At 72.3% G+C, this 26,033-nt stretch carries 21 protein-coding genes and 2 pseudogenes; 18 read left to right on the plus strand and 5 right to left on the minus strand.

The features are described 5' to 3' along the window. The first annotated feature begins 8 nt into the window (after positions 1-8). The 3 genes from ACNF49_RS12430 (at position 9) to thiD (ending at position 3,673) form a co-directional block, all read left to right on the plus strand. On the plus strand, positions 9-977 hold the full coding sequence (locus ACNF49_RS12430; RefSeq protein WP_498702335.1) for a thiamine-phosphate kinase: 969 nt from the start codon (positions 9-11) through the stop codon (positions 975-977). Between the two features lie 248 nt (positions 978-1,225). Continuing rightward, positions 1,226-2,845, plus strand: a complete 1,620-nt coding sequence (locus tag ACNF49_RS12435) for a hypothetical protein (RefSeq protein WP_482943740.1) — start codon at positions 1,226-1,228, stop codon at positions 2,843-2,845. 30 nt (positions 2,846-2,875) lie between these two features. Next, positions 2,876-3,673: a bifunctional hydroxymethylpyrimidine kinase/phosphomethylpyrimidine kinase gene (thiD, locus tag ACNF49_RS12440; protein ID WP_357973068.1), complete on the plus strand. Its 798-nt coding sequence runs from the start codon at positions 2,876-2,878 to the stop codon at positions 3,671-3,673. A 172-nt stretch (positions 3,674-3,845) separates the two neighbouring features. Here the strand turns inward: thiD and rpmB are convergent, their stop codons facing one another. Then, complete coding sequence (gene rpmB, locus ACNF49_RS12445) at positions 3,846-4,031, minus strand: 50S ribosomal protein L28 (protein ID WP_043618345.1); 186 nt, start codon at positions 4,029-4,031, stop codon at positions 3,846-3,848. Between the two features lie 199 nt (positions 4,032-4,230). Here rpmB and ACNF49_RS12450 point away from each other — a divergent pair, with 199 nt between their 5' ends. From ACNF49_RS12450 to mutM, 8 genes and pseudogenes are all read left to right on the plus strand, one after another. After that, a complete protein-coding gene (locus tag ACNF49_RS12450) occupies positions 4,231-5,775 on the plus strand; it encodes a DAK2 domain-containing protein (RefSeq protein ID WP_357973065.1) in 1,545 nt (514 codons plus the stop codon). A gap of 114 nt (positions 5,776-5,889) precedes the next feature. Next, positions 5,890-8,066, plus strand: a pseudogene (gene recG / locus ACNF49_RS12455) (ATP-dependent DNA helicase RecG). Positions 8,067-8,461: 395 nt separating this feature from the next. Then, positions 8,462-9,028 carry a 16S rRNA (guanine(966)-N(2))-methyltransferase RsmD gene (gene rsmD, locus ACNF49_RS12460; RefSeq protein ID WP_352352150.1) on the plus strand — a complete coding sequence of 189 codons (567 nt, stop codon included), beginning with the start codon at positions 8,462-8,464 and terminating at the stop codon, positions 9,026-9,028. A 14-nt stretch (positions 9,029-9,042) separates the two neighbouring features. Further along, positions 9,043-9,519, plus strand: coding sequence for a pantetheine-phosphate adenylyltransferase (gene coaD / locus ACNF49_RS12465; RefSeq protein WP_352324821.1), 477 nt, complete (start codon positions 9,043-9,045; stop codon positions 9,517-9,519). 71 nt (positions 9,520-9,590) lie between these two features. Further along, entirely contained in the window at positions 9,591-10,142 is a 552-nt protein-coding gene (locus ACNF49_RS12470) for a YceD family protein (RefSeq protein WP_357973059.1), read from the plus strand. A 1-nt stretch (position 10,143) separates the two neighbouring features. Beyond that, positions 10,144-10,323, plus strand: a complete 180-nt coding sequence (gene rpmF / locus ACNF49_RS12475) for a 50S ribosomal protein L32 (RefSeq protein ID WP_033409409.1) — start codon at positions 10,144-10,146, stop codon at positions 10,321-10,323. A gap of 255 nt (positions 10,324-10,578) precedes the next feature. Then, a complete protein-coding gene (rnc, locus tag ACNF49_RS12480; protein WP_482945522.1) occupies positions 10,579-11,298 on the plus strand; it encodes a ribonuclease III in 720 nt (239 codons plus the stop codon). 108 nt (positions 11,299-11,406) lie between these two features. Continuing rightward, on the plus strand, positions 11,407-12,252 hold the full coding sequence (gene mutM / locus ACNF49_RS12485; RefSeq protein ID WP_357973056.1) for a bifunctional DNA-formamidopyrimidine glycosylase/DNA-(apurinic or apyrimidinic site) lyase: 846 nt from the start codon (positions 11,407-11,409) through the stop codon (positions 12,250-12,252). Here the strand turns inward: mutM and ACNF49_RS12490 are convergent. After that, complete coding sequence (locus tag ACNF49_RS12490) at positions 12,200-13,354, minus strand: MFS transporter (protein ID WP_357973053.1); 1,155 nt, start codon at positions 13,352-13,354, stop codon at positions 12,200-12,202. The genes mutM and ACNF49_RS12490 overlap by 53 nt on opposite strands. Positions 13,355-13,447: 93 nt before the next feature. On the opposite strand from ACNF49_RS12490, the gene ACNF49_RS12495 reads away from it, so the two are divergent. The 6 genes and pseudogenes from ACNF49_RS12495 (at position 13,448) to ACNF49_RS12520 (ending at position 22,075) form a co-directional block, all read left to right on the plus strand. Then, a complete protein-coding gene (locus ACNF49_RS12495) occupies positions 13,448-14,350 on the plus strand; it encodes a LysR family transcriptional regulator (RefSeq protein WP_357973050.1) in 903 nt (300 codons plus the stop codon). Further along, positions 14,347-14,654 (plus strand): annotated as a pseudogene (locus ACNF49_RS12500) (acylphosphatase). The gene ACNF49_RS12495 and the pseudogene ACNF49_RS12500 overlap by 4 nt, the downstream one beginning before the upstream one ends. A gap of 190 nt (positions 14,655-14,844) precedes the next feature. Then, positions 14,845-15,039: a hypothetical protein gene (locus tag ACNF49_RS12505; RefSeq protein WP_026214481.1), complete on the plus strand. Its 195-nt coding sequence runs from the start codon at positions 14,845-14,847 to the stop codon at positions 15,037-15,039. A 161-nt stretch (positions 15,040-15,200) separates the two neighbouring features. Further along, positions 15,201-18,902: a chromosome segregation protein SMC gene (smc, locus tag ACNF49_RS12510; RefSeq protein ID WP_482943741.1), complete on the plus strand. Its 3,702-nt coding sequence runs from the start codon at positions 15,201-15,203 to the stop codon at positions 18,900-18,902. A gap of 67 nt (positions 18,903-18,969) precedes the next feature. After that, positions 18,970-20,145, plus strand: coding sequence for a signal recognition particle-docking protein FtsY (gene ftsY, locus ACNF49_RS12515; protein WP_357973043.1), 1,176 nt, complete (start codon positions 18,970-18,972; stop codon positions 20,143-20,145). 253 nt (positions 20,146-20,398) lie between these two features. Then, positions 20,399-22,075: a tetratricopeptide repeat protein gene (locus ACNF49_RS12520; protein WP_482943742.1), complete on the plus strand. Its 1,677-nt coding sequence runs from the start codon at positions 20,399-20,401 to the stop codon at positions 22,073-22,075. A 21-nt stretch (positions 22,076-22,096) separates the two neighbouring features. On the opposite strand, the gene ACNF49_RS12525 is transcribed toward ACNF49_RS12520, so the two are convergent. Genes ACNF49_RS12525 through ACNF49_RS12535 form a run of 3 tightly spaced genes read right to left on the minus strand, consistent with a single transcriptional unit; the run spans position 22,097 to position 24,956 of the window. Next, entirely contained in the window at positions 22,097-22,891 is a 795-nt protein-coding gene (locus tag ACNF49_RS12525) for an ABC transporter ATP-binding protein (protein WP_357973038.1), read from the minus strand. Then, positions 22,888-23,931 carry a FecCD family ABC transporter permease gene (locus ACNF49_RS12530; protein ID WP_482943743.1) on the minus strand — a complete coding sequence of 348 codons (1,044 nt, stop codon included), beginning with the start codon at positions 23,929-23,931 and terminating at the stop codon, positions 22,888-22,890. Before ACNF49_RS12530 ends, ACNF49_RS12525 begins: the two co-directional genes overlap by 4 nt. Beyond that, entirely contained in the window at positions 23,928-24,956 is a 1,029-nt protein-coding gene (locus ACNF49_RS12535) for a FecCD family ABC transporter permease (RefSeq protein ID WP_482943744.1), read from the minus strand. The genes ACNF49_RS12530 and ACNF49_RS12535 overlap by 4 nt, the downstream gene beginning before the upstream one ends. A 97-nt stretch (positions 24,957-25,053) precedes the next feature. On the opposite strand from ACNF49_RS12535, the gene ACNF49_RS12540 reads away from it, so the two are divergent. Then, entirely contained in the window at positions 25,054-26,025 is a 972-nt protein-coding gene (locus ACNF49_RS12540; protein ID WP_482943745.1) for an ABC transporter substrate-binding protein, read from the plus strand. The last annotated feature ends 8 nt before the right edge of the window (positions 26,026-26,033 follow it).

The raw sequence follows: 26,033 nt of genomic DNA on the forward strand, positions 1-26,033 counted from the left end.
CGTACCCTGTGTGCGTCAGGAGGTGCGTCATCACAGTCGGAGATCTCGGCGAATTCGGTGTCGTAAATCGTATTGCCGGACGCCTGCCCCAGGGAGAGGGGGTCATGCTCGGCCCGGGTGACGACGCCGCCATGGTCGCCGCGCCCGACGGGCGGGTGGTCGTCTCGACCGACCTGCTGGTCGAGCGCAGGCACTTCCGGCTCGACTGGTCCGGCGGGCGCGACGTGGGCCGCAAGGCCGCCGCCCAGAACCTGGCCGACATCGCCGCCATGGGGGCCGTGCCGACGTCCATCGTGGTCGGGCTCGGCATCCCCGCCGACCTGCCGGTGGCCTGGCTCGACGCCCTGACCGACGGGTTCCGCGAGGAGTGCGCGGTGGTCGGCGCGAGCGTGGTCGGCGGCGACGTCACCCGGTCCGACCTGGTGGTCATCGGGGTGACCGCGCTGGGCGACCTGCGCGGGCGGGCGCCGGTGACGCGCTCCGGCGCGCGGCCGGGGCACGTGGTGGCCGTGGCCGGGCGGCTGGGGTTCGCCGCCGCGGGGCTGGCGCTGCTGGCCGCCGGGGTCGCCGCGGGTTCCGGCGTGCTGGCGGAGGCGGTGGCCGCCCACCGGCGGCCCTGCCCGCCGTACGAGGAGGGGCCGCGGGCGGCCGAGCTGGGCGCGAGCGCGATGCTCGACGTCAGCGACGGCCTGGTGCAGGACCTCGGGCACGTGGCCGAGGCCAGTGGCGTACGCGTCGAGCTCGATCCCGAGTCGTTCACCGTGGGGGAGCCGGTGGCGGCGGCGGCCAAGGAGCTGGGGCAGGATCCGCTGGAATGGGTGCTCACGGGTGGTGAGGATCACGCGCTCGCCGCGGTCTTCCCTCCTGACGTACGGCTTCCGTCGTCGTGGCAGCTCGTGGGCCGGGTGGTCGAGGGCGAGGGCGTCCTGGTGCACGGCCGCCAGGTGGGACGGGGCGGCTGGGATCACTTTCGGTGATGACTTGTCCCGATTTAAGTGAAATTTTCCGGGTTTAGGGTAGGACTAGCGGGATTGTTGTGACAAGGACGTAGTAAAGGTGTTATGAAGATTGGCGGCCACTGTAACCGCGAGAAAGGGCAGCCATGGGCCGCCACGGCACCGGTGGATCCGACGATGGGGATGAACGGGGGAACGGCAGCGCTTTCTGGGGTCCCGACGAGCCGGCCGAGGCGCCGGGCTGGCCGGCGTTGCCGGACCAGGTCGAGGTGACAGGGCAGTGGGCCCCGATGCCGCGCCGCGAGGACGGCCCGCCGCAGCGCAGCGGCAGGCAGCCCGAGCCGTTCGAGACCACGGGGGCCTTCGCCGTGCCCGCCGACGCCGCCCCTGGGTTCCCGCCGTCCGACGCGCCCTCCGGCCCCTTTCCGCCGCCGAACGGCCCCCAGTTCTCCGGGTCTCCCTACCCCGAGCCGAACGGGGCCGGGCCGTTCGAGGTGACGGGCGCGTTCGCCCGCCCGGCCGACTGGGACGCCGTCGGCCCCTCCGGCCAGCCCGACGCCACGTCCGCCTTCGGACCTCCGCCGAGCTTCGACGCCTCCGGCCGCACCACGGGCCCCTTCGACGCCCCCCGGCGGAACACCGGCCCGTTCGACGCGCAGGGTCCTGACAGCGGCCCGTTCGACAGGCAGGGCAGGAACACCGGCCCCTTCGACGCCCCCGAGCCGGGCGGCACGGCCAGGTTCGACGTGCCGGGACCCGGTGGCACCGCCAGGTTCGACGTGCCGGAGTCCGGCGGTACGGCCAGGTTCGACGTGCCCGCCGGGTCCGACACCGCCTTCCACGGGAGGCCGCCGGAGCCCGGTGACGTGAAGGTGGCCGGGGAGCCGACCGCCGCGCACACCCCCGCCTGGGCGGAGGCCGAGACCGGCTTCCTGCGTTCGGGCTGGTCCTCCGACCAGGACCTCGACGACCTGGACGAGTCCGACGAGTCCCGTGGCCGTCGCCGCGGCGGCCGGCGCAAGTCGTCCAGGGGCGGCGGCGGTGGCGACGACGACGGGCTGAACGCGCCCACCGGCGGCGGCAGCGGCAAGGGCAGGGGCCGCATGGCGCTGCTGTCGGTCGCCGCCGTGGCCGTCGTGCTCGGCGGCACGGTCGCCGGGGTGAAGCTCATGAGCTCCTCGGGTGACCCCGGCAAGTGCGCGGACACGAGCTGCGCCGCCGTCCACACCAGCACCAGCCCCTCGACCGCGGCGGTCTCCGATCCCGGCACGGAGGAGGAAGAGCCCGCCGAGGAGCCGACGGAGGACGAAGAGTCGAGCACGCCCTCCGACGCCCCGACGACCACCGCCCCCACGGTCGGCAACCGCGCCCCGCGCCGCAGCACGGCCCCCACCCCCACGCCCACCAGGACGCGGACGAAGACCTCGGCCAAGCCGACGCAGCAGCCGGAGCCGCCGGCCGAGGAGACGATCTCCGAGGCCCCGACCGACGACGGCACGCCCCTGGGCAACTCCGACACCGGCGTCGTCCCCACGGTGGGCAGCAGCCCCGCGCCCGCGACCACCTCCACGTCCGGGTACGGAGGCAGCGGCGGCTCGGTCAACGTGCGGCAGACGGTCAAGCAGCGGCTCGCCTCGTACTCGGCCACGCTGCGCGTCACCAACCAGTCGCCGGCCCCGCTGGCGAACGCCACCTTCTCCGTCCCGGTCGAGGGCCGCGTCATGGACGTGAACGGCGGCTCCTGGACCCAGGACGGCGACCTGCTGATCATCGACCTGTCCGGCTCGCTGGCCGCAGGCGGCTCGGTGGACGTCACGTACTCGGCGACGGGGAAGGCGCAGGAGCCCGGCGCGTGCGGGCTGGTCGGCGGGGAGTGCGCGATCGGCTGAGTGCCTGTTCGGTACCGGTCGAGTGGTTGGATGGGGTTCATGACGACCCCTCCACGTGTGCTGACCGTCGCGGGCTCCGACTCGGGAGGCGGCGCGGGCATCCAGGCCGACCTGAAGACCATGATGGCGATGGGCGTGCACGGCATGAGCGTGATCGCCGCCGTCACGGCCCAGAACTCGCTGGGCGTCCAGGGCTACTGGGAGCTGCCGCCCGAGGCCGTGCGCGCGCAGCTCGACTCCGTGCTGGGCGACATCGGGGCGCAGGCCGTCAAGACCGGCATGCTGGCCTCGCCGGTGCTGGTGGAGACGGTGGCCGAGGTGCTGGGGGCCTATGACGCGCCGGTGGTGGTCGATCCCGTCGGGGTGTCCAAGCACGGCGACTCGCTGCTCGCCCCCGAGGCCGTCGACACGCTCAGGACGCGCCTGCTGCCCGTGGCCACGGTCGTGACGCCGAACCTGTGGGAGGTGGAGCAGCTCACCTCCGTCAAGGTCGAGGACGAGGGAGACCTGCGCCGGGCCGCCGACGCCGTGCTCGCGCTGGGCCCGTCCTGGGCGCTCATCAAGGGCGGCCATCTGCCCGGCGCCCCTGTCGACCTCCTCACCGACGGCACGACCGAGCACCGCTTCGCCGCCGAACGCCTCGACAACCGCCACACCCACGGCACGGGCTGCACCCTGGCCTCGGCCCTGGCCTCCCGGCTCGCGCTCGGCGACGACGTCCCGACGGCGGTGGGGAAGGCCAAGGAGTACGTGACGGGCGCGATCGCCCGCGGCTTCCCCCTGGGCTCCGGCATCGGCCCGGTCGACCACGCCTGGCGCTGGCGCTGACCCCTGCTTGTCCGGCGCTGACCCACACCCTCCGGGCCCGGTGGCGACCCGCGGCGGGCTCGGTGCCCCCAGCGTCCCCTCAGCGCCGCCCAGGCGGTGCCGGCGGGGGCGGGCACGACGAAAGCCCGCCGCTCCAGCAATCAGGAGCGACGGGCTTCGCGAAAGACGAGAACTAGCGGGTGACCTTGCCCGCCTTGATGCACGAGGTGCACACGTTCAGCTTCTTCGGCGTGCCGCCGACGACCGCGCGGACCGTCTGGATGTTGGGGTTCCAACGACGACGGGTACGGCGGTGCGAGTGGGACACGTTGTTGCCGAAGGTCGGCCCCTTGCGGCAGACATCGCAGACGGAAGCCACGGTATCGCTCCTTAAAACAGTCGATGTAGCCCTGTCCGCTGATGCTTTCCGGGCGGAGGGCATGCCGGGACAACCGGCCAGCCAGACGAGAATATCTGATCCACACCATTGGGCGCGAACCAGAGCACTGGACGGTGACCGGTGCGGGGATATTCTCCTCCAACAAGGTAGCGCATGCGGGGAGGTCGAAGGAGCGCAGATGAAGGCCCTCGACCCGCCCGCGGTGCGCCGCTGGGCCCGCCTGGCCGCCGACGCACTCGGCCGGGCGAGACCGGAGATCGACGCACTCAACGTGTTCCCCGTGGCCGACGGCGACACCGGCACGAACCTGCACCTCACCATGCTGTCGGCGGCCGAGGCCGTCGAGTCCCTGCCCGACGACGTCGACGCCGCCGTGGTGTGGCAGACGCTCGCCTACGGGGCGCTGGTCGGGGCGCACGGCAACTCGGGGGTCATCGTCAGCCAGGCGCTGCGCGGGCTGGCCGAGGTGCTCAAGGACGGTTCCGACCTGCGTGCCGGCCTGCGCAGGGCGGCCACGCTCGCCCGGGAGGCCGTGGCCAGGCCGGTCGAGGGCACGGTGCTGACCGTGCTGGAGTCGGCCGCCAGGGCCGCCCGGGACGCCGACGGCGACGCGTGCGAGGTGGCGCGGCAGGCGGCGCGGGAGGCGCGGGCCGCGTTGCGCCGTACGCCGGGGCAGCTCGACGTGCTGGCCCGCAGCGGGGTCGTGGACGCGGGCGGGGCGGGGGCGGCGATCGTGCTGGAGACCCTGGCCGCCGTGCTCACCGACTCCTACAGCGACCACTACGACGTGCCGGCGCCGACCGGGCGGGTCACGCCGATGACCGAGGTGGGCGCCGGCTACGAGGTGATGTACCTGCTGGACGCCGACGAGCGGGCGGTGGCCGGGCTGCGCGACGAGCTCGACGCCATGGGCGAGTCGCTGGTCGTGGTGGGCGGCGAGGGCCTGTGGAACGTGCACGTGCACGTGGCCGACGCGGGGGCGGCCGTGGAGGCGGGGCTGCGGGCGGGGCGTCCGCACCGGGTCAGGATCACGTACCTGGCCGAGCGTACGCACCGGGGCAGGGCGGGCAGGGGCGTGGTGGCGGTGGCGGCCGGTGACGGGATCGCGGCGCTGTTCGAGGAGAGCGGCGCGGTCGTGGTGCGCCGCGCGCCCGGCACCCGGCCCGCGCTGCCCGAGCTGCTGGCCGCGATCAGGCAGGCGGGCGCCGAGGTGGCCGTGCTGCCGAACGACGAGGGCGTCCTCGCGGTCGCCGTCGCGGCGGCGGAGATCGCCCGCGAGGACGGCGTGGTCGTCAGCGTCCTGCCGACCAGGGCGACCGTGCAGGGATTGTCGGCGCTGGCCGTGCACGACCCGCTGCGCCGGTTCGACGACGACGTGGTGGCCATGACGGACGCCGCCGGCCACACCAGGTACGGACATCTGGCGGTGGCGGACAGGGAGGCGTTCACCAGCGCGGGCGTGTGCCGGCCGGGCGACGTGCTGGGCCTGATCGACGGGGACGTGGCGGTGATCGGCGGCGACCTGGAGCGCGTGGCGAGGCTGATCATCGACAGGATGGTGGCCGGCGGCGGCGAGCTGGTGACCCTGGTCACCGGCGCCGACCTGCCCGAACGGCTCGCCGTCCGGCTGGAGGACCACCTGCGGCGCACGCGGCCGGACGTCGACCTGGTCGTCTACGACGGCGAGCAGGGCGGCTACCCGCTGCTGATCGGCGTCGAGTAGCGGCACGGCCCCCTTCCGCGGGCGACTCCGGGGCCCGGTGCGAGCCCCCTCCGCGGGCGACTCCGGGGCCCGGTGCGGGATTCCTGTCGGCCGCAGGCGGTAGAACTGGATCCCGTGAGCCGTTTCGACGAGCCCCTGACCAAAGCGCTCGACCCGAAGACCGCCAAGCTGCTGCACAGCGTGCTCGGCCTGGAGACGGTCGGCGACCTGCTGCGCCACTACCCGCGCCGCTACGCCGAGCGCGGCGAGCTGACCTCGCTCGACGCGCTGGAGGTCGACGAGCACGTCACCGTGGTCGGCGAGGTGACCAGGCTGATGCGCAAGCCCATGCGCAACCGCGGCGGCACGTGGCTGGAGGCCGAGGTCGTCGACGGCAACGGCAACCGCATCTACCTGGCGTTCTTCGGCAAGGGCTCCCACGTGGCCGAGTCGCGGCTCAAGCCGGGGCGGCGTGGCATGTTCGCCGGCAAGGTGGGGCTGTTCGGGGCGCGGTCCAAGCCGCGCTGGCAGCTCTCGCACCCCGAGTTCGAGCTGTTCGAGGAGGGCGAGGCGAGCGCCGAGGAGTTCGCGTCGGCGCCGGTGCCGATCTACCCGGCGGGCAAGGACGTCACGCCGTGGGCGATCCGCCGGGCGGTCGGCGTGGTGCTCGACACGCTGGGCCCGCTCGACGACCCGCTGCCCGCCGAGCTGCGGGCCAGGCACGGCCTCCAGCCGCTCGCCGATGCGCTGGTGGCCATCCACCGGCCGAAAGACCTCGCCGAGGTGGGCCGGGCGCGCAAGCGGCTGAAGTTCGACGAGGCGTTCGTGCTGCAGGCGGTGCTGCTCCAGCGCCGCCAGGCGGCCACGGCGTGGCCGGCCAGGCCGCGTCCGAGGCGTTCCGACGGCATGCTGGCCGACTTCGACGGGCGGCTGCCGTTCTCGCTCACCGAGGGGCAGGCGCAGGTGGGCGAGGAGATCGCGGCCGACCTGGCGCTGGAGCACCCGATGCACCGGCTGCTGCAGGGCGAGGTGGGCGCGGGCAAGACGGTGGTGGCGCTGCGCGCGATGCTTCAGGTGGTCGACGCGGGCGGCCAGGCCGCGCTGCTGGCCCCGACGGAGGTGCTGGCCCAGCAGCACCACCGCTCGATCACGAACATGCTGGGCGAGCTGGCCCAGGGCGGCATGTTCGGCGGCACGGCGGTCACGCTGCTGACGGGTTCGATGGGCGCGGCGGCGCGGCGTGCCGCGCTGCTCGACGCGGCCTCGGGCACGGCGGGCATCGTGGTCGGCACGCACGCCCTGCTCCAGGAGCACGTGCAGTTCGCCGACCTGGGGCTGGTCGTGGTCGACGAGCAACACCGCTTCGGCGTGGAGCAGCGTGACGCGCTGCGCGAGAAGGCGGGCGGGGGCCGTCCGCACGTGCTGGTGATGACCGCGACCCCGATCCCGCGCACGGTCGCCATGACGGTCTTCGGCGACCTGGAGGTCTCGACGTTGTCGCAGCTCCCGTCGGGGCGCGCGCCCATCACCACGCACGTCGTGCCGGCCGCGGAGAAGCCCCACTATCTCGAACGCACCTGGCAGCGGGTGCGCGAGGAGGTGGGGCTGGGCAGGCAGGCGTACATCGTGTGCCCGCGGATCGGCGACCTGGAGGGCGACGAGGGCGACCTGGCGGCGGCGGGGGCGACGACGACCGCCGTCCGCCGCTGGCCGTGCTGGAGGTCGCCGAGCTGCTCACCCAGGGGCCGTTCCAGGACCTCCGGGTCGGCACCCTGCACGGCAAGCTCCCGCCGGAGGAGAAGGACGCGATCATGCGTGCCTTCACCAGGGGCGAGCTCGACGTGCTGATCGCGACCACCGTCATCGAGGTGGGCGTCGACGTGCCCAACTCCTCGGTCATGATCATCATGGACGCCGACCGCTTCGGCGTCTCCCAGCTCCACCAGCTGCGCGGGCGGGTGGGCCGGGGCGGCCTGCCCGGCCTGTGCCTGCTGGTCTCCGACTTCCCCGAGGGCACCCCGGCCCGCGCCCGCCTCGACGCGGTGGCCGCCACGCTCGACGGCTTCGAGCTGTCCCGCGTCGACCTGGAGCAGCGCCGCGAGGGCGACGTCCTGGGGGCGGCGCAGTCGGGCAAGCGCAGCTCGCTGAAGCTCCTGCAGCTCCTGAGAGACGAAGACGTCATCACAACAGCGCGGGACGAAGCCGCAAAGCTCCTGTCGGACGACCCCGAACTGGCCCACCATGAGGGCTTGCGCGCCGAGATAGCCCGCCTCCTGGAGGACGAGAAGGCGGAGTACTTGGAGAAGACGTGAGGGCCCAGGAGAACCACGGAGCCGGTCAACGAAGGCTCGCGTGACGGCGGCGAGCCGGTGAAGGGTCAGAGGCCGTTGCATGGAGGGCCATCAGCCGAAGTAAGGCGAGTGGGAAGACCACGCGAAGCCGTAAAAAAAGAAGAAGTTAAAGGCCCAGCCGCGGGGACGGCCTCCCCCGAATGCCGTCCCCGGCTGGGCCCACCCTCGGGTCAGGTGCCGAGGGAACCGGCGTGCGGAAGGGCTCACGATCACGCCGGTCGGCCTTCATGTGGGTCACCTTGAAGGCCGCAGACTCATCATGCGGGCCGATCCGGCCGATGTGAATCACCCTTGCGCAGTCGAGGCCGACACTTGTCCACTCTTGACCTGGGCGAACATGCGGAACAATGGACCTTATGACTCGGATCATCGCGGGGAGCGCGGGTGGGCGGCGGTTGGCCGTGCCGCCGGGGCGGGGCACGAGGCCGACCAGCGACAGGGCCAGGGAAGGCATCTTCTTGACCCTCGACTCCCTGTACGGCCTGCGCGAGGCCCGCGTGCTCGACCTGTACGCCGGTTCCGGCGCCGTGGGCCTGGAGTCGCTGTCCAGGGGCGCGGCCCACGCGCTGCTCGTCGAGTCCGACGCCAAGGCGATCCGGACGATCAGGGCCAACATCCAGTCCCTCGGCCTCGAAGGCGCCGAGCTGGTGGCCGACAAGGTCGAGCGGGTCCTGGCCAGGCCGCCGGAGGAGCCGTACGACATCGTCTTCGCCGATCCGCCGTACGCGCTGGGTGACGGCGAGGTCACCCGGGTCCTGGAGCTGCTGCGCGACAACGGGTGGCTGATGGACGAGGGGCTGGTGGCGTTCGAGCGGGAAACGAGGGGAAAGTCCTTGATGTGGCCGGAAGGTTATGTTGAGGAGAGGGTCCGTAGATACGGCGAAGCATCCGTTTGGTACGGTCGCGCCGCCGGGAACCCGTAGACCTGGGAGGCGTCTTGCGCCGCGTTGTCTGCCCGGGGTCGTTCGACCCCATCACCAATGGCCATCTCGACATCATCGGCCGATCGGCCCGCCTGTACGACGAGGTGGTCGTGGCGGTCCTCATCAACATCGAGAAGAGCAGCCTGTTCACGGTCGACGAACGGATCGAGATCCTTCAGACCGTGACGAAGGAGTACCCCAACGTCAAGGTGCAGAAGTTCCACGGCCTGCTGGTGGACTTCTGCAAGCACAACGACATCCCCGCCATCGTCAAGGGCATCAGGGTCGTCAGCGACTTCGACTACGAGTTGCAGATGGCCCAGCTCAACTACCGTCTCTCGGGCGTCGAGACGCTCTTCATGCCCACCAACCCCGAGTACTCCTTCCTGTCCTCCAGCCGGGTCAAGGAGATCGCGCGGTATGGTGGCGACGTGTCCGGCCTGGTCCCTGACCTGGTGCACAAGCTGCTCATCGAGCGTCTCAGGGGCTGACCGCGACCTGGTATCCTTTCATTTCGGCCTTGTACGACGGCGAGCGTCTTCGCCATGCCTAGCGAGAGCAGATGACTCAGCACCTCGACCCCCGCTCCCCTTGGGTGCTCTCCACTCATGATCTGGGGAAGCGACCGGGCACGATGCGGCAGATGACCCTGTCCCTTCCGGCACCGGCTAACCTCGGCGTCGACATGATCGGTGTCCCCAAAGACGCCGAAGTCGAGCTGGACCTCCGGCTCGAAGCAGTGATGGAAGGCGTGCTCGTCTCGGGCACGGCGCACGCCCCGCTCGCCGGGGAGTGCGCGCGGTGCCTTGACCCGATCACCTCGGACATCGAGGTCGATCTGCAGGAGCTGTTCTTCTACTCCGACGAGGACGCCTCGGAGGAGGACTCACTGCTCGACGGTGAGCTGCTCGACCTCGAGCCGACGTTCCGTGACGCGGTGGTGCTCGCACTGCCGCTGAGCCCCGTGTGCCGCGAGGACTGCGAGGGGCTCTGCACGGAGTGCGGGATCAAGCTGGCCGAGGCCGGCGCCGATCACCGGCACGAGAAGATCGATGCCCGCTGGGCGTCGTTGCAAGGTCTGGTTTCCGAGAACGATAACGATCAGGAGAAGTGACGTGGCCGTCCCGAAGCGAAAGATGTCGCGGAGCAACACCCGCGCCCGTCGCTCCCAGTGGAAGACGACTGCTGTCGCCCTGGTGAGCTGCCCGCAGTGCCGTTCGCCCAAGCAGCCGCACATCGCGTGCCCCACCTGCGGCACCTACAACCGTCGTCAGGTCATCGAGCCGTCCGCCTGATCACACTGACAGCAGGCCCGCCCGTCATGTTCGCGGCGGGTTTCACCGTCAGCAGTTGACGTGATGCCGACCGGGTGCCATTGTGCCTCGGTCGGCGTTAACGTCTGTAGATGCGTACGGCGGCGGTTCGCCCGCGGCCGTGGTGGACGCCGGGGCTACACGTTACCCCGACGCCCACCACGTTTTCGGGCATCTTCCGCGGCCGCCTTGTGAAGATGTCCGAGGAGGAAACACGTGGGAGCAGGTCCTAAGCCGGTGGCCGTGGAGGTCGCCAGGGAAGAGCTGCAGCGGGTCCTGGTCGTCGGCCTCGACCCCGACATTCTCGAGCGGGCCCTGACGCACCGCTCCTACGCGTACGAGAACGGCGGCCTGCCCACCAACGAGCGCCTGGAGTTCCTCGGCGACTCGGTGCTGGGTCTCGTGGTCACCGACACCCTCTACCGCAACCACCCCGACCTGCCCGAGGGGCAGCTGGCCAAGCTGCGCGCCGCCGTGGTCAACATGCGCGCGCTGGCCGACGTCGCCCGCAACCTGGGCCTCGGCCGGTTCCTGCGGCTCGGCAGGGGCGAGGAGGGCACCGGCGGGCGCGACAAGTCCTCGATCCTGGCCGACACGCTGGAGGCGCTGATCGGCGCGATCTACGTGGACAAGGGCCTCGACGAGGCGTTCCGGGTCGTCCATCTGCTGTTCGACCCGCTGATCGTGCGCTCGGCCTCGCTGGGCGCGGGGCTCGACTGGAAGACGTCCCTGCAGGAGCTCACCGCCTCCGAGGCGCTCGGCGTGCCCGAATACCACGTCGAGGAGAGCGGCCCCGACCACGCCAAGTCGTTCACGGCCATGGTGCGCGTGGGCGGCGAGTCCTACGGCTCGGGCAACGGGCGCAGCAAGAAGGAGGCCGAGCAGCAGGCGGCCGAGGCGGCCTGGACGCGCATCCGGGCCCGCCGCGAGCAGCGCGAGAGCCAGCCCGCGAACTGACCCCGGCGCACGGGAAGCCCCGGCCCGCGTCCGGCGTTGTGACTGCGGATCCTCCCCTGCCACGGCATGCCCTGCGGCCGGGGAAGTCGAGAGGACGGTTGGTGCACGGTGCCTGAGCTGCCAGAGGTCGAGGTCGTCAGGCGCGGCCTGGCGCAATGGGTCGTCGGCCGCGAGATCGCCGCGGCGGAGGTGCTCCACCCGCGCGCGATCAGGCGGCACGTCCCCGGGGCCGACGAGTTCACCGCCCGCCTGAAGGGTCGTACGGTGTTGTCGGCCGAGCGCCGCGGCAAATACCTGTGGCTGCCCCTGTCGGGCGGCGAGGAGGCCCTCCTGGCCCATCTGGGCATGAGCGGCCAGCTGCTCGTCGTCGATCCGCAGACGCCCCCCGAGAAGCACCTGCGCGTCCGCCTCCGATTCGAGGACGGCGGCCCCGACCTGCGCTTCGTCGATCAGCGCACGTTCGGCCACGTCATGCTGACCCCGCTCGTCGGCGGCGTGCCCGCGCCGATCGCGCACATCGCGCCCGACCCGTTCGAGGCGTCGTTCGACGAGGCGGAGTTCACCCGCCGGCTCAGGGCCAGGCGCACCGAGATCAAACGGGCGCTGCTGGACCAGTCGCTGATCAGCGGCGTCGGCAACATCTACGCCGACGAGGCGTTGTGGATCGCCCGGCTCCACTGGGCCCGTCCCACCGAGACGCTCACCCGTCCGAAGGTCGCCGAGTTGCTGGCCGGCGTGCGCACGGTGATGGGCGCCGCCCTGCAGCAGGGCGGCACCTCCTTCGACAGCCTCTACGTCAACGTCAACGGCGAGAGCGGCTACTTCGACCGTTCGCTGGAGGTCTACGGCCGCCGCGACCTGCCGTGCTCCCGCTGCGGCACGCCCATCAGGCGGGAGGCGTTCATGAACCGGTCGTCGTACTCCTGCCCCAAATGCCAGCGAAAGCCGCGGTGAGCAGGGCCAGCGCGGCGCCCAGCCACATCACCGACGAGATCGACACGCCGTCCACCACCCGGCCGCCGACGAACGAGCCGAGCGCGATCGAGACGTTGAACGCCCCCACGAACAGCGCGGTGCCCAGCTCGCCCCCGCCCGAGCGCATGATCCACAGCTGCAGCGCCACGCCCACGCCGCCGTAGCCGAGGCCCCACACGACGAGCATGACCAGGGGCAGCCCGACCAGCGCCAGCGCCGCCGTGGACCCGGCGATGAGCAGGGCCAGGACGATCAGCACCGGCTTGGGGTCGCGGGCCGCCCTGGCGCCCGCGACGAAGTTGCCGACGACGCCGGCTGCGCCGTACACCAGCAGGGCGACGCTGACCAGGCCGGGACCGGCGTCCGCGACCTGCTCCAGGAACGGCCGGACGTAGGTGTAGGCGGCGAAGTGCCCGGTGATGATCAGCACGGTCGCCGCCAGCACGACCCGCAGCGTCCCCGGCAGCGTCGCGCGGGAGCCGCCCGACGCGTCCTCGCCCGGCATCGGCGGCAGCACGGCGGCCAGCAACCCGAGCAGCACCAGCGCCAGCCCGCCCATGACCGCGAACGACGTGCGCCACCCCGCCGCCGAGGCGATGAGCGTGCCCGCGGGCACGCCGAGCACCGAGGCCACCGACACGCCGCCGAGGATCACCGACGTGGCCCGGCCCACCGATCGCTCGGGCACCAGCCGCAGGCCCAGCCCGGCCGCGAAGGCCCAGAACCCGCCGATGCTGATCCCGGTCAGCACCCGCGCGCCCAGCATGACGGGGAAGCTCGTCGCGAACGCCGCCGCCAGGTTGGCCACCGCGAGCAACGCCATCAGGCTGAGCAAGGGGACACGCCGGTCCAGCCGCCGGGTGGCCAGGGCCAGCACGGGGGCCGAGACGGCCGCGACCAGCCCCGGCAGGGACATCATCAGCCCGGCCGTGCCGTCGGACACCCCCAAGGTGGCGGCGATCGAGGTCAGCAGGCCGACGGGCAACATCTCGCTGGTCACGATGGTGAAGGTGCCCACCGCGACCGCGAGGACGGCGAGCCAGCGGGCCCGCGCGACAGTGGAGGTCTCAAGAGTCGTCATGCCGTTCAGCCTTGTCATCGGCAGCAGGCGGAACAATGACGAAGCTCGAAGCCTTGCTTTAGGCAGGCTAAGCGATCGCGTCCGGGGAGTGGCATGGAGTTCAGGGAACTGGAGTGCTTCGTCGTGCTGAGCGAGGAGCTGCACTTCGCGCGTACGGCCGAGCGCCTGTATCTGTCGCCCGGCCGGGTGAGCCAGCTCATCGGCTCGCTGGAGACCCGGATCGGCGGCCGCCTGTTCGACCGCACCAGCAGGCGGGTGCGCCTGACGCCGCTCGGCCGGCGTTTCCTGGCCGACCTGCGGCCCGCCTACGACGGCATGGCGGCGGCCGTGTCGCGGGCGACGGCCTCGGCGCGGGAGGTGGCGGGCCTGCTGCGGGTGGGGTTCCTGGCCACGCCGACCGAGATCGTCACCGGCAGCGTGGCGGCGTTCGAGCGGCGGTATCCCGGCTGCATGGTGGAGCTGGTCGAGGTGCCGCTCTCCGACCCGTTCAGCAAGTTGCGCGAGGGGCGGGTGGATCTGACGTTCACGCTGCTGCCGCTGGAGGAGCCGGATCTCGAGGGCGGCGCCGAGCTGAACCACTGCCCGGTCGAGCTGGGGCTGTCGGTACGCCATCCGCTGGCCGCCCGCGCCGGCGTCGACGCCGAGGAACTGGCCTCGGTGGCGCTGTTCGGCCTCGACGAACCCGCGCCGCGCCGCTGGCAGGAGCACATCGCCCCCACCCTCACCCCCTCCGGGCGGCCGATCGCGCGGGCCGGCTCGGTGGCCACCACCCAGGAGGGCCTGACGCAGGTCGCACTGAACCGCGGCGGCATGCTCTTCTGCAAGCCGAGCGCCGACCACCATCGCCGTCCCGACATCGCGTTCGTGCCGGTCGACGGCCTGCCTCCGTCGATCCTGGGGCTGGCCTGGCTGCGCGCCGGACGTACGGCCTCGATCCTGGCCTTCAACGAGTTGGCCATGGAAGTCGTACGGCGGCATGAGACGGTGGCGGCATGACGGATACGAAGAGTAATGGCGACAAAGGTTCGGAAAACGTCCGAGTAACCGCCTGGGTGCGGGGGAGGGTCCAGGGGTGGGCTTCCGGTGGTGGACGCGCGCGAGGGCGTTGGAGCTCGGCCTGACCGGCTGGGCGCGGAACACCGACGACGGCCGGGTCGAGGTCGTCGCCGAGGGGCCGCGGGAGGCGTGCGTCAAGCTGTTGGAGCTGCTCAAAGGTTGTGACACGCCGGGAAGGGTCGATGGAGTAGTGGAACGATGGAGTGAACCCCGAGGTAGTTTGGGCGGTTTTGTAGAGCGGTAGTCGCTTTTGCTAAACGGCCCAAATAGGGTATAGTTGTATGTCGGGAGTGCCTATCAGTAGGGCGTTGCGGTTGGATCGACTTGACCGCCCACACTGCCGGTGCGACTCTTGTTAAGTACCACGCGCACCCCTCCCGCGGAATAGAAGTGCGCGAACCAGTCTGGTCACTCAGCGTGGAGGACCCTTTACCATGGCGAAGGCTCTACTCGGCCACGTCGGCGGTCCTGACCCTCGGATGGTCTCGGAGATGCGCCGCTTGCAGCAGCGTATCCGGGATCTGGAGGCAGAACTCATCCGACTTCAGGCCACGAATGACGCTCTTGCGGCGCAAACCCGCGACGAAGCGCTCAGTCGCTTGCAGGAGCGCGAGCCGGCACTCACCTGAGAGTGATCGGAGCGCAAGACCCAGGGACGTCTCGAAGAGGCGTCCCTTGTTATTTTCCCTGGTGAAAAAGCGCTGGTCATCGACATGCCCACGAGGGGCGGCCGAGACCAGTAGGCTTTTCCGAAGCCCGTTCAGCCGAGGCCGGGGAGGAGGGTCGGCGTTTGTACCTGAAGACCCTCACCCTGCGCGGCTTCAAGTCCTTCGCCTCCGCGACCGCCCTGCGCCTCGAACCCGGCATCACGTGCGTCGTCGGTCCCAACGGCTCGGGCAAGTCCAACGTCGTCGACGCCCTGGCCTGGGTCATGGGCGAGCACAGCGCCAAGTCGCTGCGCGGCGGCAAGATGGAGGACGTCATCTTCGCCGGCACCTCCTCCAGGCCGCCCCTGGGCCGGGCCGAGGTGACGCTGACCATCGACAACTCCGACGGCGCGCTGCCGATCGACTACACCGAGGTCACGATCAGCCGGCTGATGTTCCGGTCGGGGCAGAGCGAGTACGCCATCAACGGCGACACCTGTCGCCTGCTCGACATCCAGGAGCTGCTGTCCGACTCGGGCATCGGCCGCGAGATGCACGTCATCGTCGGCCAGGGCCAGCTCGACGCCGTGCTGCACGCCGGGCCCGAAGACCGCCGCGCCTTCATCGAAGAGGCCGCGGGCGTGCTCAAACACCGCAAGCGCAAGGAAAAGGCGCTGCGCAAGCTCGACGCCATGCAGGCCAACCTCACCCGGGTGCAGGACCTCGCCACCGAGCTGCGCCGCCAGCTCAAGCCGCTCGGCCGCCAGGCGGAGATCGCCCGCAAGGCCGCCGTCATCCAGGCCGACCTGCGCGACGCGCGGCTGCGGCTGCTCGCCGACGACCTGTGCATCCTGCGCGCCACGCTCGAACGCGAGGCCGCCGACGAGGCCGCCGTCACCGCCCGGCGCAACCAGGTCGAGGCCGAGCTGGCCGAGGGCCAGCAGCGCGAGGCCGCCCTGGAGGCCGCCGAGGCCGAGACCCAGCCCCGGCTGAGCGCCGCCCAGGAGACCTTCTTCAGGCTCTCCTCCCTGCGCGAGCGCATCACCGGCCTCGAACAGCTCGCCGCGGAACGCCACCGCCACGCCCTCGACGCCGCCGCCATCGAACGCCGCGGCCGCGACCCGGAAGACCTCGAACGCGAGGCGGGCGAGGCGCGCGAGCAGGAACACGTCCTGCGGGCCGAGCTCGAACACGCCCAGGAGCTGCTGGCGGAGACCGTCGAGCGGCGGGCCGCGGCCGAGGCCGAGCTGGGCGCGGAGGAGCGGCGCCTGGCGATGGCCGCCCGTGCCGCCGCCGACCGCCGCGAGGGCCTGGCCAGGCTGCGCGGCCAGGTCGACTCCGTGCGCAGCAGGGCGCGCGCGGCCGAGGAGGAGATCGGCCGGCTGGAGAAGGCCGTGGCCGACGCCGCCGAGCGCGAACGTCAGGCGCTGGCCGACCTGGAGACCGAGCGGGCCGAGGAGCCGGCGGCCGATCCGGCGCTGGCCGAGGAGCTGGCCACCGCGCAGGCCGTGGTCGAGGAGGCCAGGGCCGCCGCCGACGAGGCCCGCGTGGCCGCCGACGAGGCCAAGGCCGGGCTCGGCGCGCCGCGGGCCGCCGTCCAGGCCGCCAAGGCGGGGGTCGCCACGGCCCGCGCCGCCGACCAGGAGGCCCAGCGCTCGGTGGCCGCGCTGCAGGCCCGCCGCGACGCCCTGGAGCTGGGCCTGGCCAAGGGCGACGGCGGCGCCGCGCTGCTCGACGCCGACCTGGCCGGGGTGCTGGGCCCGCTGGCCGCCTCCATGCAGGTCACGCCGGGTGCTGAGCTGGCCGTCGCCGCCGTGCTCGGCCCGGTCGCCGAGTCCGTCGCCGTCAAGACGCTCGACACCGCCGTCGAGGCGCTCGGCCTGCTGCGCAGCACCGACGCGGGGCAGGTCACGCTGCTGGTGGCCGAGACCGGGGTTTCGGACACCGCGCATCACTCCCAGGTTGCGCGATCCCGGCCCGCCGTGCCGGACGGCGGGCGGTGGGCCGCCGATCTGGTCACCGTGCCCGACGAGCTGAGGCCGGCGCTCGACCACGTCCTGGCGAGGGTCGTCGTGGTCGCCGATCTCGAAGCGGCGCGCGAGCTGGTGGGGCGGCGTCCCGAGCTGCGCGTGGTGACCGAGGGCGGCGACGTCCTCGGGGCCCATCTGGCCGGGGGCGGGTCCGCGGGCGGCACCTCCGTCCTGCAGGTGCGGGCGGCGCTCGACGAGGCCGTCCACGACCTGCGGGTGGCCGAGGCCACGGCGGAGGAGACGGCCGAGGCGCTCGACCAGGCGATCGAGGCCGAGCAGGCGGCCCAGACGGCCGTCGAGGCGGCCCAGGCGCACGTCAACGAGGCCCAGAGCGCGGTCACCGCCGCCCAGGCCGGGGTGAGCGCCGCGCAGGGCGTCCTCGACCAGGTCAGGGCCCGCCAGCGGGAGGCCGACCAGCGCAACGCGGCGGCGGCCAGGCGGCTGGCCCAGCTGGAGGCCGCCGCGCACGCCGCGCACGCCGAGGCCGAACGCCTGGCCCGCAGCGTCACCGCCGCCCAGGACTCCCGTACCGAGGGGCTGGAGGAGCTGGCCGAGCTGGAGATCCGGCTGGCCGAGGCCGAGTACGCCCAGGAGCTGGAGACCGAGCCCACCACCGACCTGCGCGACGACCTGGCCGCCACGTGCGAGACGGCCCGGCAGCGCGAGATGGACACCCGGCTGCAGGTGCGCACCGCCGAGGAGCGCGTCAAGGGCATCGAGGGCCGCGCCGACGGTCTGCTGCGGGCCGCCCAGCGCGAGCGCCAGGAACGCGCCCAGGCCGCCGCTCAGCGGGCCAGGCGCCGGCGGCAGGCTCTGCTGGCCGAGGCGGTCAGCAAGGGCGCCAGGCAGGTGCTCGGGGCGCTGGCCTCGTCGATCCAGCTCGCCTCCCGCGAGCGCGACGACGCCGACCTCGCCCGCGTCGCCGTCGACGCCGAGCTGAAGCAGGTCCGCGTGCGCGTGCGTGAGCTGGGTCAGGAGCTCGACAAGCTGGTCAACCGGGTCCACGGGAGCGAGGTGGCCCGCACCGAGCAGCGCCTGCGGCTGGAGCAGCTCCAGGAGCGGGCGATGGAGGAGTTCGGCGTCGAGGTCGAGGCGCTGGTCTCCGAGTACGGCCCCGACGCGCCCGTCCCGGGCGACCCGCCGGTCCCGTACGTCCGCGAGGAGCAGGAGAAGCGGGCCAGGGCCGCCGAGCGGCAGATGACCCAGCTCGGCAAGGTCAACCCGCTGGCGCTGGAGGAGTTCGCCGCGCTGGAGGAGCGCCACGCCTTCCTGACCTCGCAGCTGGAAGACCTCAAGAAGACCAGGCGCGACCTGCTGACCGTGGTCAAGGAGGTCGACGACCGCGTGGAGCAGATGTTCGCCTCGGCCTACGAGGACGTCGCCCGCGAGTTCGAGCAGATCTTCACCCGGGTCTTCCCCGGCGGCGACGGGCGGCTCGTGCTCACCGACCCCACCGACATGCTCACCACGGGCATCGAGGTCGAGGCCAGGCCGCCGGGCAAGAAGGTCAAGCGCCTGTCCCTGCTGTCGGGCGGCGAGCGCTCGCTGACCGCGGTGGCGTTCCTGATCTCCATCTTCAAGGCGCGGCCCTCGCCCTTCTACGTGATGGACGAGGTCGAGGCCGCCCTCGACGACACCAACACCCAGCGGCTGCTGACCCTGTTCGAGGAGTTGCGGCAGAGTTCCCAGCTCATCGTCATCACCCACAACAAGCGCACGATGGAGATCGCCGACGCCCTCTACGGCGTGTCGATGCGCGGCGACGGCGTGACGCAGGTGGTCAGCCAGCGCCTGCGGGAGCGCGAATCCGCCTGATCCGGCCTGTCATCATCCGTGTGCCTTGGGCATGACCATGCCGGTCGATCTGGAAAACTGACATCTTGTGGATGGTTACCTCGGCGTCATAGTGATCGTGGCCGTCGTCGCCCTGCTGGCGGCCGGCGGCCTCTTCCTGCTGTTCAGGCCGGGTGGCAAGGCGGCGCCGCCCGTGCCGCCGCCGGAGGCGCCGCCGCTTCCCGAGGAGGAGAAGCGGCCCGCCGGCCCGGTCGAGGAGGCCGACGGCGCGGTCACCACGGTGCCGCCGCCGGTCCAGCCGGCCGAGCCGATGGTCATCGCCCCCGAGGTCGAGGTGCCGCCGCCGTCCGCGGGGCGGATGGTGCGGCTGCGCTCGCGCCTGGCGCGTTCGCAGAGCGCGCTCGGCCGCGGCCTGCTGGAGCTGCTGTCCCGTGACCGGCTCGACGACGAGGTCTGGGACGAGATCGAGGAGAGCCTGATCACCGCCGACGTGGGCGTCGCCCCGACCCGCGCGATGGTCGAGGAGCTGCGCACCAAGGTCAAGGTGCTGGGCAGCCGCACGCCCGCGGAGGTCAAGAGCCTGCTGCGCGAGCAGCTTCTCGCCCAGGTCAACCCCGACCTCGACCGCGGCCTGCACGTGCAGAAGCACGGCGAGCGGCCCGCCGTGGTCCTGGTCGTGGGCGTCAACGGCACGGGCAAGACCACCACCACCGGCAAGCTCGCCCGCTCGCTCATCGGCGACGGCAAGAAGGTCGTGCTCGGCGCCGCCGACACCTTCCGCGCGGCGGCGGCCGACCAGCTCCAGACGTGGGGCGAGCGGGTCGGCGCCGAGACCGTGCGCGGGCCGGAGGGCGGCGACCCGGCGTCGGTGGCCTTCGAGGCCACGGCCAAGGGCATCGAGGACAAGGTCGACGTCGTCATCGTCGACACCGCGGGCCGCCTGCACACCAAGACCGGCCTGATGGACGAGCTGGGCAAGGTCAAGCGGGTCATCGAGAAGAAGGCCACGGTCGACGAGGTGCTGCTCGTCCTCGACGCCACCACCGGCCAGAACGGCATGCGCCAGGCCCAGGTGTTCGCCGAGGTGGTCAACATCACCGGCATCGCGCTCACCAAGCTCGACGGCACCGCCAAGGGCGGCATCGTGATCTCCGTGCAGCGCGAGCTGGGCGTGCCGGTCAAGCTCGTGGGGCTCGGCGAGGGGCCCGACGATCTGGCGCCTTTCGACCCGGATGTCTTCGTGGACGCAATCCTGGGCGACTAACGCCGTTTATCGGTCGTGTCCTAATTCATGCCGAAATGGCCCTTACCAGAAAAGTCTTGAGTCGTTAGTTAGCTTTGTGCTGACATGTTCGGGTTATCCGCGATCACGTAAGGGATGCCCATGAAGAAGATCGTCGTCCATCGTCCCGGGACTGTCAGGCCCTCCACGCTCGCCTCGCCGCGACACTGCGCTTGACCTGTCTCTGGGTCGGCGTTTCCACGCGGGAACGCCGACCGCTGGGAAGGGGGCGGTCGTGAGGACGATCGCCCTGGACGCCGACCGCCGGGCAGCCGGGCCCTACACGCTGGCCGCCGCGCTGCTCGACCTTCTGGTCCCCGAGGCGCTCGACCGGCGGCCCGACCTGGTCGCCGCCCATGACGTGGAGCTCCGGGTCGCGGCGCCCCGCCTGCGGCCGCTCGTGCCGGTGCGCAGGCGCTCGCTCGCCGACGACCTGCCGAGGGGGCAGCGCATCCTCATCCCGGGGGCGCGGCGCAGCCTCAGGATCGCCAACGGGCTGGCCGAGTTCGTCCGCGAGCTGCTGGCCGACACGGGGCCGGTCACGCTCGTCGTGTCGAACCTGGGCGAGGCCGACCACACCGACCGCGAGCTGGTCGAGGTGTTGCGCCGCCGGCTCGACCCGGGGCTGCTGCGCGTCGAGGAGGGCCCGTCGTCGCCCGGCGAGGGCCCGCTGTGCGCCGACTTCGACCGCTACCGCGACGAGGGCTTCCACCACGCGATGGCCGAGTCGGGCACGGAGGCGTTGCGCGGCATGGCGTACGAGGACGACCCCGAAGGGTGGCGGACCCTCGTGCAGCGCGTCGCCGCGGCCCTGGAGGCGGTGGAGCGCGAGGAGGAGGCCCGCGAGCTCTACGACCGGGCCAGGCGCCTCAGCACCGACCCCAAGCACCGGGCCACCATCGCCTACGCCACCGCGATGATCCTGGTACGCCACCACGATCCCGCCCGCCGCGATCCCGGCGAGGCGATGGCGTGGATCAACGAGGCCGTCACGATCACGTCGTTGCTGCCCGACCCCCGCGAACGCGCCTTCCACCTCGGCTTCGACCTCAACGGCAAGGCCCTGGTGGAGCTGCGCGCCGGCCGTCCGGGCGCCGCGCTGCGGCTGGTCGATCAGGCCATCGCCCTGGCCGACGAGCACCTGGCGGACGAGCACCCGGTCCACCGGCTCGTGCTGCGCGCCAACAGGGCCCAGCTGCTGGCCCAGGCCGGCCGGTACGAGGAGGCGCTGGCCGACTACACGGCGGCGATCGACGCCGATCCCGGCTATCCGGACTACTACCTCGACCGGGGCAACCTGCTGAACAAGCTGGGCAGACCGGCCGAGGCCCTGGCCGACTACGAGGCCGTCATCCGGCTCAGCCCGCCCTTCCCCGAGGCGTACTACAACCGCTCGGAGCTGCGGTTCGCGGCCGGCGACCTGGACGGCGCCCGCGCCGACCTCGACCGCACGCTGGAGCTCGACCCCGACTTCGCCCCCGCGTACGTGAACAGGTGCGGCCTGCTCGCCCTCCACGGCGAGTACGACCAGGCCAGGCGGGACGTGGAGCGCGGCCTCGCGCTCCGGCCGCGCGACGCCCACCTGCTCTGCGTGCTCGGCCAGGTGGAGACGGCCCAGGGCCGCTATCCGGAGGCGTACGCGGCCTTCGACACCGCGCTGGAGGTCGACCCCGACCTGGCCGCCGCGTGGGGGAACCGGGCCGTGCTCGCCTTCGAGCGCGGCGACCCCGACGGCGCGCTGTCCGACCTGACCCGCGCGCTGAAGCTGACCGAGACGGCCGAGCTGCTGTTCAACCGGGCGATGGTCCACCGGGAGCTGGGCCGGGCGAAGGAGGCCAGGCAGGACCTGCTCAGAGCCGCCGAGCTGGCCCCCGACGATCCGGACGTCGGGCGGGCGCTGGCCGAGGGGTGAGGAGACGGGCGGCCGGTACCGTCAGGCGCGGGGAGCTGCGAGCGGTCCGATCGGCACCACGAGAGGAGTGCCCGCGACCGGGTCCTCGATGACCTTCGCGTCCAGCTCGAACACCTCGCGCAGCAGCTCCTCGGTCAGCACCTCGTGCGGTGCGCCGGCGGCCACGACCCGGCCGGCGCGCATGGCCACCAGCCGGTCGGCGTAGCGCGCGGCCAGGTTGAGGTCGTGCAGGACCATGACGACCGTGCGGCCGGCCTGCTCGTGCAGGTGCCGGACGAGCTCCAGCACCTCCACCTGGTGGGCCAGGTCGAGGAACGTGGTGGGCTCGTCGAGCAGCAGCAGGTCGGTGCCCTGGGCCAGGGCCATGGAGATCCACGCCCGCTGCCGCTGGCCGCCCGACAGCTCGTCGAGCGGGCGTTCGGCGAGGTCGGCCAGGCCGGTCATGGTCAGCGCCGCGGCGACGGCTGACTCGTCGTCGGAGGACCACTGCCGGTACCACGTCTGGTGCGGATGCCGGCCCCTGGCGACCAGGTCGGCCACGGTGAGCCCTTCGGGGGCGGAGGGCGCCTGCGGCAGCACGCCGAGGATCTTGGCCACCTCGCGGGTGGGGATGGCGTCGATGCGCTTGCCGTCCAGCAGCACCTGGCCGCCCTGGGGCTTGAGCAGGCGGCCCAGCGCGCGCAGGAGGGTGGACTTGCCGCAGCCGTTCGGGCCGATGATGGTGGTCACCGTGCCCGCCTCGACGCCCAGGTCGAGGCCGTCCACGATGGTCCGGTCGCCGTAGCCGAGCTTGACGCCCGCGGCCTGCAGCCTCATTTGCGTGCCCTCCAGATCAGGTGGATCAGGTACGGTGCGCCCAGCACGGCCGTGACGATGCCGACGGGCAGTTCGATCGGGGAGAAGACGGTCCGGGCGATCAGGTCGGCGCCCGCGGTGAGCACGGCCCCGGTGACCGCCGAGCACAGCAGCGGCGGCCGGGCCGAGCGGGTCAGCCGGAGCGCGATCTGCGGCGCGGCCAGGGCCACGAACGCGATCGGCCCGGCCGAGGCGGTGGCCACCGCGGCCAGCAGCACGGCACCCAGGATCAGCAGGGCGCGGGCCGCGTTCACGCGTACGCCGAGGGCGGTGACCACGTCGTCGCCGAAGCGCAGCGCGTCCAGCGAGCGGGTGCCGAGCAGGGTGGCCGGGACGAGCACCGCCAGCGCGAGCGCCACGGGCACGACGTGCTCCCAGCCGCGGCCGTTGAGCGAGCCGCTGATCCAGACCATGGCCCGGCCGGTGTCGTTCACGTCGCCGACGGTCAGCAGCCAGAACTTCACGTTCGTGAACACGGCGGCCACGCCGATGCCGACCAGGACCAGGCGGTAGCCGTCCAGGCCGCGCCGCCAGGCCAGGCCGTAGACGACGGACGCGCCGAGCAGGCCGCCGAGCAGGGCGAGCGCGGGGATGCCCAGGTCGGCCAGCAGGCCGCTGGTGCCGCCGTAGACGCTGCCGCTGGCCACCACGCCGGCCACCACGGTGACCGAGGCGCCGGTCGTGACGCCGAGGATCTCGGGGCTGGCCAGCGGGTTGCGGGCGATGGACTGGATGATCGCGCCGGACAGCGCGAGCGCGGCGCCGACCAGGGCGCCGGTCAGGGCGCGCGGCAGGCGCAGCTCCATGATGACGAAGTGGGCCGGGCTGTTGACGTCGAAGGTGCCCTGGAGCACCTCCGCCAGGCTCATCGGGAGGTCGCCGATGCGCATGTTCAGCGCCATGAGCACGACCAGGACCGCCAGGCCGGTCACGCCGACGGCGACGGCGCGCAGGCGAAGCCGCCAGGACAGCGTGCCGAGGCGCAGGGGGAGCGCGGTCATAGCCGTACCGGCCTTCTGCGGCGGACCAGGGCGACGAAGAAGGGCGCGCCGATCAGGGCGAGGACCACGCCGACCTCCAGCTCGCCCGGAGGGGCGACCACGCGGCCGATCACGTCGGCGACCAGCAGCAACGCCGCCCCGACCAGCCCCGAGTACGGCAACAGCCACCGGTGGTCGGTGCCCGACAGCGGCCGGGCAAGGTGCGGCACGATCAGGCCCACGAAGGCCAGCGAGCCGCAGGCCGCCACCGCCGCGCCCGACAGCAGGGTGACGGAGGCGACGCCGACCGTCCTGGTCAGGGCGATGTTCTGGCCGAGCGAGCGGGCGACGTCCTCGCCGAGCGACAGGGCGTTCAGGCCCGGGGCGTTGACCAGGGCGAGCAGCAGGCCGGCGAGGATGAACGGCAGCACCTGCCAGACCACGTCCGGGCCCCTGGCGGCGATGGAGCCGGACTGCCAGAAGCGGAAGACGTCCATGGCCTGCTCGTCGAGGAGCACGATGGCCGAGGTCATGGCGTACAGCAGGGCGCTGACCGCGGTGCCGGCCAGGGCCAGCGTGACCGGGGTGGGGCCGCCCCTGCCGCCCGTCATGCCGAGCGCGAACACCGCCACGCTGGCCACCAGCGCGCCCGCCAGGCCGAACCAGATGTAGGCGAGCAGGCTGGAGGCGCCGAGCAGGATGATCGAGGCCACCATGGCGAACGCCGCGCCCTGCGTGACGCCCAGCAGGCCGGGGTCGGCGAGCGGGTTGCGCGTGTGGCCCTGCATGAGGGCGCCCGAGACGCCGAGCGCGATCCCGGCCAGCACCCCGAGCACGGTACGCGGCACGCGCAGCGAGCGGATGATGATGTCGTTCTCGCTGCCCGTGGGCGCGGTGAGAGCCTGCCAGGCGTCGCCCGGCGGTACGGACTTCGAGCCGACCGTGATGCTCAGCACCACCCCCGCCGCGACGGCGGCGAGGAGGAGGAGCAGGAGGACGAGCCGCCGGCGCCGGATGCCGTGGAGGCGGGGCGCGAGCGCGGTCACCAGTTTCCTCCCCTTGTTTGCCCGATCGTGGTGAAGTATGCCAGGTTAGGCAGGGCTAACCTAATTTAGGTTCGCCTTACTTCGAGAAAGGGTTCCGATGAGAGCGTGGCGGGTGCTGGCCGGTGTACTGCTGGTGGCGGGGGTGGCCGCGTGCGGCTCGACGGAGCCGGCGGCCACGCCGTCGGCCGACCCGGCGGCCAGGACGATCGAGCACGCGATGGGCTCGACCAAGATCTCCGGGCAGCCCAAGCGGGTCGTCGCGCTCGACCAGAGCTTCGTGGACGCGGTGCTCACGCTGGAGACCCCCGTGATCGGCTACACCACCTACCGGTCGATCGACACCAAGCTGCCCGACTACCTCGGCCCGCTCGTCGGCCAGTACGGCAAGGAGGCGACCCCGGTCGGCACGCTGGAGCAGCCCAGCCTGGAGAAGATCGCCGCGCTCAAGCCCGACCTGATCGTGTCGGCCAAGGTCCGGCACGAGGCCCTGTACGACAAGCTGTCGAAGATCGCGCCGACCGTCTTCAGCGAGACGACCGGCGCCATCTGGAAGGAGAACCTGCGGCTCATGGGCCGCGCCCTGGGCAAGGAGGACCTGGCCGACTCCCGGATCAAGGCGTTCGAGGAGCGCGCCGGCACGATCGGGGCCGCGATCAAGGAGAAGGCGGGCGGGAAGCTGCCGACCGTCTCGATCGTGCGCTTCGCCGGTGAGCCCACCGTCCGGCTCTACGTGGAGAAGTCCTACTCCGGGGTGGTGCTGAAGGACGTCGGCTTCCCGCGCCCCGAGGGCCAGCCGACCAAGGACGACGCCATCGCCGTGGACATCAGCGCGGAGCGCATCGCCGACCTCGACGCCGACCACATCTTCGTCGCCACCTACCCGGACCCGGCCAGCGACGGCCCCAAGGAGAAGTTCGTCGGCAACCCGCTGTGGGGCCGGCTCAAGGGGGACAAGCACGAGGTCAGCGACCTGACCTGGATGAGCGCCGTGGGCATCCAGGGCGCCCACGCCATCCTGGACGACCTGGCCAAGACCTTCTCGGTCGACCCCGCCAAGGCCGCCTCCTAGGCCCAGGC

The organism is Actinomadura sp. ATCC 39365 (assembly GCF_054392275.1).